Source organism: Paenibacillus sp. WG02, from assembly GCF_055396115.1.
On sequence record NZ_AP036016.1, the window covers coordinates 131,099 to 146,512 of the forward strand.

At 48.4% G+C, this 15,414-nt stretch carries 13 protein-coding genes; 9 read left to right on the top strand and 4 right to left on the bottom strand.

Features of this window, described 5'->3' with window-relative positions; translation table 11 throughout:
• Nucleotides 1-108: 108 nt before the first annotated feature.
• From speD to argH, 9 genes are all read left to right on the top strand, one after another.
• Nucleotides 109-927: an adenosylmethionine decarboxylase gene (speD, locus tag ACBP55_RS00605; protein ID WP_173189828.1), complete on the top strand. Its 819-nt coding sequence runs from the start codon at nucleotides 109-111 to the stop codon at nucleotides 925-927.
• Between the two features lie 32 nt (nucleotides 928-959).
• On the top strand, nucleotides 960-1,829 hold the full coding sequence (locus tag ACBP55_RS00610) for a YitT family protein (RefSeq protein WP_464649011.1): 870 nt from the start codon (nucleotides 960-962) through the stop codon (nucleotides 1,827-1,829).
• A gap of 454 nt (nucleotides 1,830-2,283) precedes the next feature.
• Nucleotides 2,284-3,333: an N-acetyl-gamma-glutamyl-phosphate reductase gene (gene argC / locus ACBP55_RS00615; protein ID WP_464649013.1), complete on the top strand. Its 1,050-nt coding sequence runs from the start codon at nucleotides 2,284-2,286 to the stop codon at nucleotides 3,331-3,333.
• 30 nt (nucleotides 3,334-3,363) lie between these two features.
• The gene (gene argJ / locus ACBP55_RS00620; RefSeq protein WP_464649015.1) at nucleotides 3,364-4,590 is read left to right on the top strand and encodes a bifunctional glutamate N-acetyltransferase/amino-acid acetyltransferase ArgJ; all 1,227 of its coding nucleotides are present in this window, start codon (nucleotides 3,364-3,366) and stop codon (nucleotides 4,588-4,590) included.
• A gap of 67 nt (nucleotides 4,591-4,657) precedes the next feature.
• On the top strand, nucleotides 4,658-5,428 hold the full coding sequence (gene argB / locus ACBP55_RS00625; RefSeq protein ID WP_171640122.1) for an acetylglutamate kinase: 771 nt from the start codon (nucleotides 4,658-4,660) through the stop codon (nucleotides 5,426-5,428).
• A gap of 429 nt (nucleotides 5,429-5,857) precedes the next feature.
• Nucleotides 5,858-7,054: an acetylornithine transaminase gene (locus ACBP55_RS00630; protein WP_464649017.1), complete on the top strand. Its 1,197-nt coding sequence runs from the start codon at nucleotides 5,858-5,860 to the stop codon at nucleotides 7,052-7,054.
• Between the two features lie 30 nt (nucleotides 7,055-7,084).
• The gene (argF, locus tag ACBP55_RS00635) at nucleotides 7,085-8,044 is read left to right on the top strand and encodes an ornithine carbamoyltransferase (protein WP_464649018.1); all 960 of its coding nucleotides are present in this window, start codon (nucleotides 7,085-7,087) and stop codon (nucleotides 8,042-8,044) included.
• A 46-nt stretch (nucleotides 8,045-8,090) separates the two neighbouring features.
• Nucleotides 8,091-9,329: an argininosuccinate synthase gene (locus tag ACBP55_RS00640; RefSeq protein WP_464649020.1), complete on the top strand. Its 1,239-nt coding sequence runs from the start codon at nucleotides 8,091-8,093 to the stop codon at nucleotides 9,327-9,329.
• Between the two features lie 405 nt (nucleotides 9,330-9,734).
• Nucleotides 9,735-11,150: an argininosuccinate lyase gene (argH, locus tag ACBP55_RS00645; protein ID WP_464649022.1), complete on the top strand. Its 1,416-nt coding sequence runs from the start codon at nucleotides 9,735-9,737 to the stop codon at nucleotides 11,148-11,150.
• Between the two features lie 88 nt (nucleotides 11,151-11,238).
• Here the strand turns inward: argH and ACBP55_RS00650 are convergent, their stop codons facing one another.
• The 4 genes from ACBP55_RS00650 to ACBP55_RS00665 form a co-directional block, all read right to left on the bottom strand.
• Complete coding sequence (locus ACBP55_RS00650; protein ID WP_464649024.1) at nucleotides 11,239-12,126, bottom strand: DUF4097 family beta strand repeat-containing protein; 888 nt, start codon at nucleotides 12,124-12,126, stop codon at nucleotides 11,239-11,241.
• A 3-nt stretch (nucleotides 12,127-12,129) separates the two neighbouring features.
• The gene (locus ACBP55_RS00655) at nucleotides 12,130-12,834 is read right to left on the bottom strand and encodes a DUF1700 domain-containing protein (RefSeq protein WP_464649026.1); all 705 of its coding nucleotides are present in this window, start codon (nucleotides 12,832-12,834) and stop codon (nucleotides 12,130-12,132) included.
• Between the two features lie 120 nt (nucleotides 12,835-12,954).
• Nucleotides 12,955-14,397: a VanW family protein gene (locus ACBP55_RS00660; RefSeq protein ID WP_464649028.1), complete on the bottom strand. Its 1,443-nt coding sequence runs from the start codon at nucleotides 14,395-14,397 to the stop codon at nucleotides 12,955-12,957.
• Between the two features lie 176 nt (nucleotides 14,398-14,573).
• Complete coding sequence (locus ACBP55_RS00665) at nucleotides 14,574-15,407, bottom strand: carbohydrate ABC transporter permease (protein ID WP_464649029.1); 834 nt, start codon at nucleotides 15,405-15,407, stop codon at nucleotides 14,574-14,576.
• Nucleotides 15,408-15,414: the final 7 nt, after the last annotated feature.

The window sequence follows — 15,414 nt, forward strand, 5'->3', positions numbered from 1 at the left end:
AGACGTTTATCCTACATCTGAAAGGTGTAGGATTTTTTCAAGTTTAATGTCATTCAGGGTTTGGGTAAGGAAAGAGTAGGGATGGAACAACAAGGAGGAGAAAGAAACATGACACTTACTACGGAGCAGCGCATCACACTGCACGGCTTTAACAACCTTACGAAATCTTTGAGCTTCAATATGTATGATATCTGCTACACCAGAACCAAAGAAGAGCGCGAAGCCTACATAGAATATATTGACGAACAGTACAATGCTGCCAGGCTAACCAAAATTCTCAAAGCGGTAGCAGATATCATCGGTGCTCATGTGCTCAACGTGGCTAAGCAGGATTATGATCCGCAAGGGGCAAGCGTAACGATGTTGGTTTCTGAAGGCCCTGTGGAGGGCGCTCCTGAAGCTTCGTTTAGGGAATCCCCTGGACCCTTGCCAGAGACGGTGCTTATGCACCTGAACACCAGCCATATCACGGTTCATACCTATCCGGAATATCACCCAGACGAAGGGATTAGCACGTTTAGGGCAGACATTGATGTATCCACATGCGGGGAAATTTCGCCGCTAAAAGCACTGAATTACTTAATCCATTCCTTCGATACGGATATTATGACAATGGACTATCGGGTTCGAGGCTTCACACGGGACATAAACGGGCATAAGCTGTTTATTGATCATGATATTAGTTCGATTCAGAACTATATTCCTGAGGAAATCAAAAGCATGTACGACATGATCGATGTGAACGTGTATCAGGAAAATATTTTTCATACGAAATGTAAGCTGAAGAAATTTGATTTAAACAATTATTTGTTCGGTTACACAAAAGACAAGCTGAGTGAAGCAGAGCAGAAGGATATTACAGAAAGTGTGAAGTGGGAAATGGACGAAATATTTTACGGTAAAAATATGAGTGCGCCCCTGTTGTAGGAGTTGGCTTGATACCGGGAGGAGGGCCGTTCGTGTCCAGAAAAGAACCGCGAATACGGATAGGAAGTCCAGCACACACCGTATTTGAATATGCATTGATGCTGATCGGCTCGCTGATTATGGCGGCTAGTTTTAACTGTTTTTTGAACCCGAATCAAATTGCGACAGGCGGGGTTTCAGGTATTTCAACGATTGTTCAACATTTGACAGGTCTGAACCCGGCGATTACGCAGTGGGCCCTGAACATCCCGATTTTCTTGTTAGCCCTATGGCTGCTAGGCGGGCAATTCGGGGTTAAAGCGGCAGTCGGGTCGGTCATATTTCCACTGTGTGTACTCGTAACAAGCCATTTGGGGGTGCCAACGCACAATCCATTGCTTGCATCTGTCTATGGAGGCATTGGTGTTGGACTTGGACTCGGCATCGTTTTCCGAGGGCGAGGATCCACAGGCGGACTTGGACTGGCCGCGCAAATACTGCATAAATACACAGGTTTAAGTTTAGGATTTTCAGTAGCGGTTTTTGATGGATTGGTCATTCTAAGCTCCGCGCTTGTTTTTACACCAGAGAATGCCCTTTACGGTTTAATTGGGTTATTTGTCACCACGAAAACGATCGATATCGTTCAACTCGGCTTCAATTATGCCAAAGTGGCCTTCATTATTTCCGATCATACAGAAGCCATACGCAAAGCAATTTTATATGATTTGGACCGTGGACTTACGGAGCTTAATGGTCCAGGAGGATTTACAGGTGAATCGCGAACGGTCTTGATGGTCGTTGTGAAACAAAATGAAGTAAGTCGTTTGAAAACGCTAGTCCAGTCGGTGGATCGGCAGGCTTTTGTCATTTTGAGCGAAACGAATGAGGTACTAGGGGAAGGTTTCAAACGACATGCATAGCGAGAGCTTTGTGATAGAATGGCGCACTTAGGTGCGTCTTTTTTGTGTATAACTTTGTAAAGAAACAAACAGGCTGTGGATAAAGTGTGTATAATCTGTGGATAACAGCACCATTTACCCACACTTCTTAAATAGTTCACAATAATCACATACAAGATTTTCCTGTATGGCTTATAATTTGGGATAATTGATTTGTCATACAAAAGGTATCGAAGAGAAAGAATTGTTTTTATGCACATGTTACGTTTAATTGATGCATATTGTGTATACTTCTTGTCGAAAGACAGGAATCCAAAGAGAGAAAGACTCGTCGTTTTTAATGTAAAAATCCTTGAAATTCCTTGCTTAGGCACAATAATATTGTCAAAATTAGCACAAAAAAATTCATTGAATTATTATGTATACGACTGTATAATAATACATATATTTTCGGAACATCGGGAGGGAAATTCAAATGGGTCAAGGAGTTAGGGCGGCTATTATTGGAGCCACGGGTTATGGTGGTGCGGAGTTGATTCGTCTGTTGCAGGCGCATCCGTTGGTGAAGATTACTTCGGTCATTTCGACCTCTAATGCAGGAGCGCCGCTTGCGGAGCATTTTCCACACTTGCAGGAAGTGGTTGTGGATATTCTAGATGTGCTTGATGTTGACTTGATTGCGGGCAAAGCGGATGTTGTGTTCTTGGCGACACCAGCTGGTGTGAGTGCAGAACTTTCACCGAAGCTTCTGGCGGCTGGCCTGAAGGTCATTGATATTTCTGGGGATTTAAGATTGAAATCTAGTGCCGACTATGAGAAATGGTATAAAAAGACTGCAGCTTCCGAGGAAACATTGGCGCAATCGATTTATGGCTTGTCTGAGGTGTTCGGGGATGAAGTGAAGGGCAGTGGTTTAATCGCTAACCCAGGCTGCTATCCGACGGCGACGCTGCTTGGTCTCATTCCTGCAGTTAAAGCGGGTTGGATCGATCCCTCAACAATTATTATTGATGCTAAATCTGGCGTGTCCGGAGCAGGTCGCGGCGTAAATCTAGGCGTGCACTACGCGGAAGTGAATGAGAATTTAACAGCCTATAAAGTGAATAAGCATCAGCATATTCCGGAAATCGAGCAAGCGCTCAGCCGTGTTGCGGGTAAGCCTGTTGTTACGACGTTCACGACACATCTTGTGCCTATGACTCGTGGAATTATGTCTACGATGTACGCAACGATACAAGGTGAACACACCGCTGAGGAATTCATCGAATTGTACCGTCAGTATTACGAAGGCCGGAGATTTGTGCGGATTCGTCAAAATGGTAAGCTCCCTTCAACGAAGGAAGTGTTCGGCTCGAACTACTGCGACATCGGCTTTGCGGTGGATGATCGCACGGGGCGTGTGACCATCGTTTCCGTCATCGACAATGTGGTTAAAGGCGCTGCAGGTCAGGCCATTCAGAATTTAAATATTATGCAAGGCTGGGACGAAACGACAGGGCTGTTGTTCGCACCGGTGTATCCATAACGAGAAGATGAGGACAGGTGAAGGACGAACATGCTTGATCAAGTAAGCTTTACTGTCGTGCCAGAGGGCACCGTAACAACGCCGAAAGGCTTTCGTGCAGGTGGCCTGCACTGTGGATTGAAGAAGACGGAGCGCTACGATCTGGGCGCAATCGTCTGTGATGTACCGGCGGCAGCGGCGGGCGTGTACACGCTGAACGCGTTCCAAGCGGCACCGCTTCGCGTGACGCAGGAGAGCATCGCCCAAGGCGGCAAGCTGCAGGCGATGATCGTCAACAGCGGCAACGCCAATGCGTGTACGGGCCAGCAGGGCGAGGACGACGCGTATGCGATGCGCGCTGCAAGCGCGAAGGCGCTAGGCGTGGCGGAGCACCACGTCGGCGTGACGAGCACGGGCGTCATCGGCGAGCTTCTGCCGATGGGGAAAGTGCTGAGCGGCATCGAGCAGCTGCCGGTTAGAGTTAAGGCAGACGGCGGAAACGACTTCTGCCAAGCGATCCTGACCACGGATCTCACGCAGAAGATGACGTGCGTCCGTGTTGTTGTTGGCGGCAAGGAAGTACACATTGCCGGGGCAGCGAAGGGTTCGGGGATGATTCACCCGAACATGGCGACGATGCTCGGTTTCATGACAACCGATGCGCCGATTGAGAGCAAATACCTGCAGCAGCTGCTGAGCAGGATTACAGATTCTACGTTCAACATGATCACTGTTGACGGGGATACGAGCACCAACGACATGGTCGTGGTGATGGCAAGCGGGCTGGCCGGCGGCGAAGCGTTGAATCCGGAGCATCCGGATTGGGAAGCGTTCGCGGCAGGGTTCCAGTACGTTGGAGAGTACCTCGCCAAGGCGATTGCTCGCGACGGCGAGGGCGCGACGAAGCTGATCGAGACGACGGTGGTCGGCGCGGAGAGCGACGATGCGGCACGCAAGATCGTGAAGTCGATCATTGGCTCTAGCTTGGTCAAATCCGCTGTTTATGGCGCGGATGCGAACTGGGGGCGGATCATTGCGGCTGTCGGTTACTCGGGACAGCCGGTGAACGTGAACACCGTCGATATTCGCCTGGGCGATATCGCAGTGTTAGAGCAGTCGCGTCCGGTGAAGTTCGACGAGGAAGCGGCGCTTGCCTATTTGAAAACAGACACGATTCAAATTCATGTGAATTTACATATGGGCGCTGGCAAGGCTACGGGCTGGGGCTGCGACTTAACATATGATTATGTGCGGATCAATGCGGCTTATCGGACTTAGGTTTGTTACAGCTAGCACATAAGGAAGCAAAGGGGATCAGAAGCTTGTGAAGAACAATTGCTTTGTGATGAAATGCGGCGGCAGCACGCTGGCGGCGTTACCGATTAGTTTCTTTGAAGATATGCGTCAGCTTCAGGATGAGGGTATTGTAACGGTCATCGTTCACGGCGGCGGTCCTGCCATTTCTGAAACGCTCGGGAAGCTGGGAATAGAGTCTGGTTTCGTGAACGGCCTGCGGGTGACGAATGAAGCGGTGCTTGACGTTGTGGAGATGGTGCTTTCCGGCCAGATCAACAAAGAGATCGTACGCCGAATTCAGTTAACAGGCGCAATGGCACTTGGATTGTCCGGTGTGGATGGACATTTGATTGAAGCGAAGCCGGTGGCGAATAGCCACGAGGTTGGCCTTGTTGGTGATGTTACGAAAGTGAACGCTGAGCTGATTCAAGGTATCGTAAACATGGGCTACATTCCGGTTATCGCACCAGTTGGACTTGGCGCCGACGGCGGACAGCGTTACAACATTAATGCAGATACGGCGGCAGGAGCTGTCGCTTCTCACCTTGGTGTGGAGCAGATGGTTGTGGTGACGGACGTTCCCGGCATTATGAAAACAGTGGATGGCGAGAAGCGGGTGCTTCCCGTTGTCAGTGTGGCAGAGATTGAAGAAATGATTGCGAGTGGCGATATTTACGGAGGCATGATTCCGAAGGTTCGAGCAGCGATTGCTTGTATCCAAGGCAGGGTCCAAGAAGTTGTCATCGTGAACGGTTCTGAGCCGAATGTGCTGAGTAAAGTGCTGAAGGGCACGGGGATTGGCACGAGGATTGTGCGATAGGCTAGATCGATGGAGTATAGTTTGTTGGTGTTGGGAACCACACGGATTTGTGCGATAGATCACCCGATGGAGTAATGGATTTGTTGTAGCTGGGGATCACACACGGAGTGTGCGACAGGTCGACCGATTAAGCAAAGAAATGTGTATATTTCGTATGAAGCGGAACGACGATCCTCCATTTGCACAGAAATGGCCCAAAATGCTGGGTGAACGGAACGTCAAAGCGCTATTTTAACAAAATGCCTCACCTAAGAAGCTAAAACAGTGAAATAAGTGATCGTCGTTCCGCAGACATGTGGAAACCGAGCATTTTTAGGTAAATAAGGCACTCAGGTTCCGTTTGAAGAAGTAAATACGACGAATCCCTTGCCTTCAACGCTGCATAAAAGCAAATTAATACAGTTCACAAACTTTAAGGAGGGAATGTACATGACTGAAACGGGAAAAAGCTCGTTATTTCCAACCTATGCAAGATATCCAATCACACTAGTAAAGGGTGAGGGCAGTCGACTGTGGGATGATACAGGCAAGGAATACATCGACTTGATGAGCGGGATCGCGGTGACGAACCTCGGGCACGCGCCTCAAGCGGTGAAGGAGAAGTTGATTGAACAGCTCGATCAAGTATGGCATGTGAGCAATCTTTTCCATATTCCGAATCAGGAGAAGCTGGCTACTCTACTTACTGATCATAGCTGTGCAGACGCGGTATTCTTCTGTTCCACTGGTGCGGAAGCGAATGAGGCTGCAATTAAGCTGGCACGTCGCTATAACCAGAAGGTTTTGAACAATGGTCGGTACGAGATTATCACGTTCAACATGTCGTTCCACGGACGTACGCTGGCGACATTGACCGCTACTGGTCAAGATAAAGTGAAGGAAGGCTTCCATCCGCTTCCTGGCGGCTTCGTCTATGCGCCTTATAACGATATCGAGGCTGTCCGTAGTCTTGTAAATGAGCATACATGTGCCATTATGTTGGAGATGGTGCAAGGGGAAGGCGGCGTGCTTCCGGCTGATCCGGAGTTCGTGAAACAAATTGCAGAGCTTTGCAAGCAAGAGAACCTGCTTCTGATCGTGGATGAAATCCAGACGGGCGTGGGACGTACAGGTAAGCTTTTTGCCTATGAGCATTATGGGGTGGAGCCGGATATTTTCACATTGGCCAAAGGCCTTGGTGGAGGGTTTCCGATCGGTGCTATGTTAGGCAAAGCGTTCTTGGCTGAAGCCTTCAGCGCTGGAAGCCACGGTTCAACCTTTGGTGGAACGCCGATAGCTACGGCTGCAGGATATGCGGCTGTGGACACGATTATCTCGAATAAACTGCCAGAGCGTGCTGCGGAATTAGGCGCATACACGGTGAAGAAGCTGGAAAGCAAGCTTGCAGGCAATCCGCTTATCAGCAATATTCGCGGCATTGGTCTTCTCATCGGGATCGAATGCACTCAGCCAGCGGGTGAAATTATTAGTGAAATTCATAAGCAAGGTGTATTGGTAATTCCGGCAGGGCCGAACGTTATTCGTCTGGTGCCCGCTTTGACTATACCGCAAGAAGATTTAGATCAAGCCCTAGATGTGGTGTGCAGTGTCCTCTCCCAGAAGGCATCAACCATCAGCAGCGTCTAGTAAAAGTTCCGTTTAGAGAGGTTGGATAACATGAATATGGCTGTACAGGAAGAACTGGCTGCTCAGTTGAAAGGCAAGGATTTTCTTGCTTTAGTTGATTATACATCAGAAGAAATTGAATATTTGATTCACTATGCGATTGAGCTTAAACGTAAACAGAAAGCTAGAGAGCCGCATGCTGTGCTCGCTGGTAAGACGCTGGGAATGATTTTTGAGAAATCCTCGACGCGTACGCGAGTTTCCTTTGAAGTGGGGATGTACCAGCTAGGGGGTCAGGCTCTTTTCCTGAGCAAAAATGATCTGCAGCTTGGTCGTGGTGAAACCGTTTGGGATACGGCGCAAACACTGTCCCGTTACCTGGATGGCATCATGATTCGCACGTACGAACACCGCAAAGTGATTGACCTTGCACGTGGATCAACGGTACCGGTCATTAATGGTTTGACGGATTATGCCCACCCTTGTCAGGTTATGGCTGATTATCAGACCGTTTTGGAGAAAAAAGGCCGTTTGAAAGGTCTCAAAGTCGCCTACATCGGAGATGGCAACAATATGGTGCACTCCCTCATGATGGGTGCAAGCAAATTGGGAATGAATTTCGCGATTGCCTCGCCGGAAGGCTACGATCCTGATAAAGAAGTCATTCAGATTTCTAAGGAGAACGCAGCGCAAACCGGAGGCAGTATCCTTCTTACACGCGACCCACGCGAAGCGATCGAAAATGCGGACATCGTCTACACGGACGTTTGGGCAAGCATGGGCTTTGAGGCGGAGCAGCAGGAGCGGGAGATTGCTTTCAAGAACTTCCAAATCAACGAGGCGCTAGTGAAGCACGCTAAGCAAGATTACTTGTTCATGCACTGCTTGCCAGCCCATCGCGGGGAAGAAGTAAGCGAGGGCGTCATCGATGGCCCGAATTCCGTTATTTTTGACCAAGCAGAGAATCGTCTTCATGCGCAAAAGGCCATTATGGCCGCGACAATGATATAATTATTAATAATTCGCAGCAGACATAGAAACGGAGAGATTAGTAGACATGGCTAAGGAAAAAATCGTTCTCGCCTATTCCGGCGGATTGGATACATCAGTTATCCTCAAATGGTTAAAAGAGACTTACGATGCGGAAATTATTGCTTTCACAGCGGATATCGGGCAAAAGGATGAGCTGGACGGTCTGGAGGAAAAAGCGCTCCAAACCGGCGCATCCAAGATCTACATCGACGACCTGCGCGAAGAGTTCGCGAAGGATTTCATCAACCCGATGTTCCAAGCGGGTGCTCTGTATGAAGGGCAATACCTGCTCGGCACGTCGATTGCTCGTCCGTTGATCGCGAAGCGCATGGTCGAGATCGCTCGCGCTGAAGGCGCAACAGCGATTGCTCACGGCGCAACCGGCAAAGGGAATGACCAAGTGCGCTTCGAGCTGACAGCAGCGGCGTTGGCGCCTGAGCTGTCCGTTATCGCGCCTTGGCGTCTAGAGCAGTTCCGCGAGGAGTTCCCGGGTCGCGCAGAGATGATCGCTTATGCCGAGAAACACGGCATTCCGGTTACTGCATCCGCGGCGAAGCCGTATTCGACGGATCGTAACCTGCTGCACATCTCTTTCGAGAGCGGCATGTTGGAGGATCCTTGGTTCGATGCGGCAGCAGATTCGAATAAAGAGATGTACGTCTTGAGCGTAGCTCCAGAAGATGCGCCGGATCAAGCGGAATACATCGAGCTTGAGTTCGACAAAGGTGACTGCGTAGCCATCAATGGCAATAAGCTGTCCCCACTTCAAGTGATGGAAACCTTGAATGAAATCGGCGGCAAGCACGGTATTGGCCGTGTGGACATGGTCGAGAACCGTTTCGTCGGCATGAAGAGCCGCGGCGTGTACGAGACTCCGGGCGGTACGATCCTTTTCACCGCTCACCGCAAAATGGAATCCCTCACGATGGACCGCGATGTCATGCACCTTCGTGATTCCCTCATTACGAAATATGCGACATTAGTCTACAACGGCTTCTGGTTTGCACCTGAGCGTTTGGCGATTCAAGCACTTGTGGGAGAAAGCCAAAAGAACGTAACAGGTACTGTACGCTTGAAATTGTACAAAGGTAACGTAATGGGCGCTGGTGTTAAAAGCCCAGTATCCTTGTACAATCCGGATATTGCTACAATGGAAGCAGATCCGACGAAAGCCTATGATCAAGGCGACGCAACAGGATTCATCCGCTTGAACGCGCTTCGTCTGAAAGTATCTTCCGGCGTGGAACAAAACGCTAAGAAGTAATTGCTGTTTGAGAACGCAGATTGGTTTACTCGCTGTAGGTAAACATCTGCCGAAAGACCAGAATGGTGAATTGAAATAGCAGCCTCTAGGGGCTGCTATTTCAATGGAAAGCGGTTGTTTTAGTCAAATAAGAGTCTCTAGGGACTGTTAGTGACGGTTACATGTGCGGAAATAGCTAGATTTGAGTGAAATAGGAGTCTCTAGGGACTGCTAATTCGTCAAACAGCGGTTATTTTGGTGGAATAAGAGCCTTCAGGGACTTCTATTGGCTGCTGAATGAGTCCAAAACGAGTTCAGTTATGCTAAATAGGAGTTTCTACAGGCCACAGTTTGTCCAGCAGAGAGACTTTGAGCTCCGCTCAAAGATCCCTATATTACGTGTTAATACGAGAGGAGCCATGCACGGTGTCTAAGCTTTGGGGTGGACGATTTACGAAGAAAACCGACCAATTGGTCGAAGAATATACCGCATCGATTACGTTTGACAAAGAGCTCGCCGAGGAAGATATCGAAGGCAGCTTGGCTCATGTGACCATGCTTGGCAAGTGCGGCATACTGCCTGCGGATGATGTCGAAAAGATCAAGGACGGCTTGCTGGCTGTGCAAGGCATGATCCGCCGTGGTGAGCTGGAATACACGATCCAAAATGAAGATATTCATATGAATATCGAGAAAACCTTGATCGACTTGATCGGCCCTGTCGGCGGCAAGCTTCATACCGGCCGCAGCCGCAACGATCAAGTGGCGACGGACATGCATCTCTACCTGCGCAAGCGGGTGGTCGAGTTCGTTGGCCTTTTGATCAAGCTGCAGGAGGCTTTGCTTGAGAAGGCGAAGGATAATCTGGATACGATTATCCCGGGGTATACGCATCTGCAGCGTGCGCAGCCGATCCTGTTCGCGCATCACATGATGGCTTACGTCAGCATGTTCCAGCGTGACCTTGAGCGCTTGCAGGACAGCTACAAGCGCGTAGACATGCTGCCGCTCGGCGCTGGCGCGCTCGCTGGCACGACCTTCCCGATCGACCGCCATTTCGTGGCGGAGCAGCTCGGGTTCGGACGCGTGTACGAGAACTCCCTGGATGCGGTAAGCGACCGCGATTTCATTCTGGAGTTCCTCTCTAACGCGTCTATGATCATGATGCACCTTTCTCGCTTCAGCGAGGAAATGGTGCTCTGGTCTTCGACCGAGTTCGCGTTCATCGAACTCGATGATGCTTTCTGCACCGGCAGCTCGATCATGCCGCAGAAGAAGAACCCGGACGTGGCAGAGCTCGTCCGCGGCAAAACCGGCCGCGTCTACGGCAACTTGTTCGGTCTAATGACCGTGCTCAAGTCGCTGCCGCTGGCTTACAACAAGGACATGCAGGAAGACAAAGAAGGCATGTTCGATACCGTTCGAACCCTGCAGGGCGCGCTTCAATTATTCGCTCCTATGGTCGCTACGATGAAAGTAAACTCGGATCGCATGAGACAAGCAGTGAACCAAGATTTCTCAAACGCAACGGATATCGCCGATTACCTTGTGAACAAAGGGTTGCCTTTCCGTCAGGCGCACGAAGTGATTGGCAAAACCGTGCTGTACTGCATCCAAAACAAAAAATACCTGCTCGATATGAGCATCGAGGAGTTCAAAACGTTCTCCAGCCTATTTGAGTCCGATATTTATCAGGTGTTACAGCCTGAGCAAGTGGTTAACGCGCGTAATGTTTACGGCGGAACAGCCAGCAACCAAGTGTCAGAAGCGATCGCTCGTGCTGAGCAAGTGCTGGCGCAGTCGAACGAGTGGTTGCAAGTTTATTTAGAAAAAAGCAAGTAAACGAATAAACGAGAATCCTCGCTAGCTCCTTTTTGATCGAAAAAAAAGCCTTCAAACCACCAAATCTGATGGTCTTGAAGGCTTTTTCTTATTTACCGGTAACAGAGATGTATCCTGTATCTGCCCGTACCGTTACTTTTTTGCTGCCATCACCAATGGTACCCTTTGCGGCATTGTGATCGGTCTTTTGTACATTAACACCAGGTATTTCCAGATTGACGCTGCCTGTGTCTGTTCTCAGATCGAAACTTGCACCTTTTGGAGTAGGATCGAGCTGAAGACGAATCGAGCCAGTATCGGATTGAAGCGATACGGAATCTCCGATATCATGCAGCTTAGCTGTAATGCTGCCTGTATCTGTTTTTATCTTGACATCACCTTGCCCGTCCTCTACGTTGATACGCCCCGTATCTGTTTGAAGATTTAGCTGCTTCCCTTCGTAATGCTCAATGGAAATGCCGCCTGTGTCGGTGGTTGCTGTAAGTTTGTCAGCCTTTACTTCTTTGAAGTTGATGCCACCTGTATCCGTGGAAACCGTGATAGCTTTGTACATTTTCTCTGGAAGTGTGACTTCTGTTCGTAATCGGATACCTTTGTTATTGATCAGGGCTTTCAATTCTGTCAAATTAAAACCGAAATTAATTTGCGGTTTCTTTTGCGTACATACGTCTACTCGCCATACATTACTTCCTTCTGTCGCCGCCTCAATGGTGCAGCTTTTAGCAGTAAGCTCTCCAACCGTTCCTACCAGATGCACTTTAATTTCATCGGAATTACTTGGGATAAAGGTTACCCCGGAGATGTCATTTTGAATGATTATTGTATCAATATTGGCTGCCGGAATCTTCTTTTCGATATCAATATTCGTGACACCTGCATTCCAATCGACAACTTTAGAAGAAACAGCTGCTCCAATAAGGCCGACCCCAAGGCAGGCAAAGCCTAGCAGTAAGAAAAATTTGACTCCACGTTTCATGGCTTAAGCCCCCTTAATTAGTTTGGCATTGAATCGGATGTACAACCAGCTTAGTTTGAAGAATTGTTTGAATAACCAAGAACTAAGCGTTGTCAGAATGATGCCTAAACCAAAGCAAGCTAGCAGTGCAAATCCAATGAACATCAGGTCGCTGCTCGGTGATCCGGCGATGCTGCTAAGAATGCCGACTATCGGTGCGATGATGAGCGCAAAGCCCGCAACGAATAACGCAATTAATGCGGCGAGAACACCGAACCATGGACCAACAACGAATATTAGATTAAAAAATCCAAGCATAATACTTACGATGATCGCCTTAATACTCGACTCCTGTTTAACCGGATAAGGGTATGGATTGGGATTCATATAAGGATTCGTGCCCTGTGGATGCGTATAAGGCGGATAGCCCCTAGTTTCGGGAGCATGCTTAGGCGCCACAGCCGGTTCAGGTCTGGGATAAGATTTCTCTACCCGTTCGCTGGACGTGCTTTTGGAAGGCTCCTGCTCTGTACTAGGCGTCTCCTTTTGAGCGTCCCAGTTAGGAACTCGCGGATAGCCGAGAGACTGTGCAACATCATCCTCTTGCTTGCCATTTTCAATGGCTTTCTGAAACAACTCTTCATAAACAGACAATATATTTTGGCGCTCCTTCTCGGGAAGTCCACGCAGTCGATAGTTTAATTCTTTGAAATAATCGATTTTGCTCATCGCCTAGCCTCCTTGTGTGCTATTTCATATTCCTATCATAATAGAAAAAAGTCATAATGACCTAGTAACTACAGTCACATGACCTTTCCTATTCGCAAAAGAGGCAGAAGCCTCTATCTATTACCGGTTAACCGGTCCTTTCACGCCATCTTCAAGGATGGGCTGCTCTGGCGTTGAGGGATTGATTTCATCTGACTTGATGTCGCTCCGGTTGGCAGCGATGATGGTAGGCACTGGAGAATACTGATCCTTCGAGATTAACTCTTTACTGACAATTGTACCATTTTCTCTTTTGATGCGATACGTCTCTACCTTATAGCCGACCTTGCCGGTGCTAATAGGGCGTGTAACGCCAGGTTTCAGGCTGGCATTTTGCAAGTATTTAACCGGTGGTTGAATGGTTTCTACAATGTTGGAATTGATGTCATAGGTAATGGATGGCGACATATGACCGAAAAGCTTCACGGTGACGGCTTGATCTGTTGTTATGGTTCGTATCAATAGATAGGCATCTGTGTTGTTGCGGAATTTGAAGTTAATATAACCGCTGGCGAAAGTGGCATCTTGGCCGAGCGCAACATAGCTAACAGGGAGTGAATGATTGCGTCGTTCAACAATGTCGAGACCGCTCCGCAGGACAGCATTGTAAAGTGTGGTCGATACTTGGCAAATGCCGCCTCCAATGCCTGGTACAAGCTTGCCATTTAGAATGACTGGTGCTTCCTTATAGCCGAATTGGGCTTCCGTTTTTTCAATAACCTTGCTGTAGTCGAAGGTCTCTCCTGGAGCCATTAGATAATCCTGAATAGAGGCGGCTGTGGAGCGTATATTGTAAATTCTCCCTTCGCCCGACGGGGGGAATGAGGTCGTAAATTCCGAGATTTTGCGATCGATGCCCTGATGCTTCAATGTTTCGACCGTTGTCGCAGGGCCCTGCTCGTATAAAGGCAAGGAGAGTATGATAGGAGCGGCGTTGTGAATATAGGCAATGGATGGGGCAACTTCTTTCAAGTGTTCAAGCAAATGGGCCGTATCAATTCTCAGCACTTTACGTTCGGGTTCGAAAGCTAGTAAATCTTCATTGGTTACAATTCGTTTGGCGGCAACTGGCTGAAGGTTGTAGAGGTCTTTCCAAGCTTCTTTGACTACGGTGTTTAGCTGCGCTTGATTGACAGTGACCTCTAGTGGTATATCTGCATGACGCAGCGTCCAGCGAGCTTTTATACGTTCTATCGGCGAGCCTCCAAATAGCTGCCCAAGTGAACGAGCTAGGGTTTCCTTTTGATACTCAACACCTAGTTGTCCAAGTGACAGTTGTTTATTAGGAATATTCGCACGGGAGGATTGCAATTGAACGGGATAGGAGGAAAGCAGCTGTAGGCGCTTTTCATATTCTTGTTGAAATTTATCATAGGGCATTCCTTCAACCCGCCAGCCGGCAACGGTGAACCCTGCAGGAAATGTAGGTTGAGATCCATAGATATATAGAGCAATGCTAAACGCACTTAGTAAGCCTAGGAAGATAGACGCATAGAAGATCACTTTTCTAATTTGGCTTGGCATGTACAGCGGCTCCTTTACGCTCAGATACAAGCGGTTCAGGCATAGGATGCCTGTACTATTATATGTATCGCTAGCTAAGGAGTTTTAGTACTTGCCAGGGGATTATCCAGCAGCCTAGGAGAACAAAAAACCGTCGGACATGATAGACATGATCCAACGGTTTTTCAAATATAGCATTATTTCGTCCCTGTAAATGTAATTCCTTTGATGAAAAATTTATTTCCGAATACATAGACAAGCAGGGCTGGCAGGGTGAAGATCATCGAAGCTGCCATGATGTAGTTCCAGTACGAGATGTACTGGCCTTTGAATGTATTCAATCCTAGCGGAAGTGTGAACATGGAGCGCTCTGACATAAAGAGCAGTGGTTTCAAGAATTCATTCCATGATCCCATGAAGGTGAATATGGCCATAGCCGCAAGCGGCGGTCCAGCTAGCGGGAGTGCAACCCGGAAGAACATCCCGATTCGTGTCATGCCATCCATTTCCGAAGCTTCTTCCAATTCCTTGGGAAAACTAATGAAAAACTGACGCATCATGAAAATATAAGTGGCTTGCACCGCCGCCGGAATAATCAAAGAACGGAAGCTATTCAGCCAGCCCAAGTCCTTAATGATCAGATATTGTGGAATAAGCGTAACCTTATCCGGTACCATCAGAATGGTTAGGATGAAGAAGAAAATAAGCTTGTTGCCGGGAAAATCGAAGCGGGCTAATGAGTACCCGGCTAATGAGTTCAGCAGCAGATTCAGCAGGGTAACGGAGACGCCGACCAAGACGCTGTTAATAAACCAGCGAGGAAACATTTGTTCACTTGTGAAAATATATTTGTAATTATCCAGTGTAAAATGTTCTGGAATAAACGATAAACCGGTTGTAGAGATTTCCGCTAGCGTCTTGAACGAGGCGGAGAGCGCCCACAAGAACGGAATAACGGTAATTACGGCATATAGCATCAGCATGAGATAGGTTAATACGCGCGCTATGGAGCGGGTTTTGGATGCTTCCATTTAGGGT

Bases quoted from the DNA above. Each gene is read 5' to 3' on its own strand.
- ACBP55_RS00655 (WP_464649026.1), bottom strand. From the start codon at position 12,834: ATGAGCAAAATCGATTATTTCAAAGAATTAAACTATCGACTGCGTGGA.
- ACBP55_RS00660 (WP_464649028.1), bottom strand. From the start codon at position 14,397: ATGCCAAGCCAAATTAGAAAAGTGATCTTCTATGCGTCTATCTTCCTA.
- argF (WP_464649018.1), top strand. From the start codon at position 7,085: ATGAATATGGCTGTACAGGAAGAACTGGCTGCTCAGTTGAAAGGCAAG.
- ACBP55_RS00665 (WP_464649029.1), bottom strand. From the start codon at position 15,407: ATGGAAGCATCCAAAACCCGCTCCATAGCGCGCGTATTAACCTATCTC.
- ACBP55_RS00630 (WP_464649017.1), top strand. From the start codon at position 5,858: ATGACTGAAACGGGAAAAAGCTCGTTATTTCCAACCTATGCAAGATAT.
- speD (WP_173189828.1), top strand. From the start codon at position 109: ATGACACTTACTACGGAGCAGCGCATCACACTGCACGGCTTTAACAAC.
- argB (WP_171640122.1), top strand. From the start codon at position 4,658: ATGAAATGCGGCGGCAGCACGCTGGCGGCGTTACCGATTAGTTTCTTT.
- ACBP55_RS00640 (WP_464649020.1), top strand. From the start codon at position 8,091: ATGGCTAAGGAAAAAATCGTTCTCGCCTATTCCGGCGGATTGGATACA.
- argC (WP_464649013.1), top strand. From the start codon at position 2,284: ATGGGTCAAGGAGTTAGGGCGGCTATTATTGGAGCCACGGGTTATGGT.
- argJ (WP_464649015.1), top strand. From the start codon at position 3,364: ATGCTTGATCAAGTAAGCTTTACTGTCGTGCCAGAGGGCACCGTAACA.
- ACBP55_RS00650 (WP_464649024.1), bottom strand. From the start codon at position 12,126: ATGAAACGTGGAGTCAAATTTTTCTTACTGCTAGGCTTTGCCTGCCTT.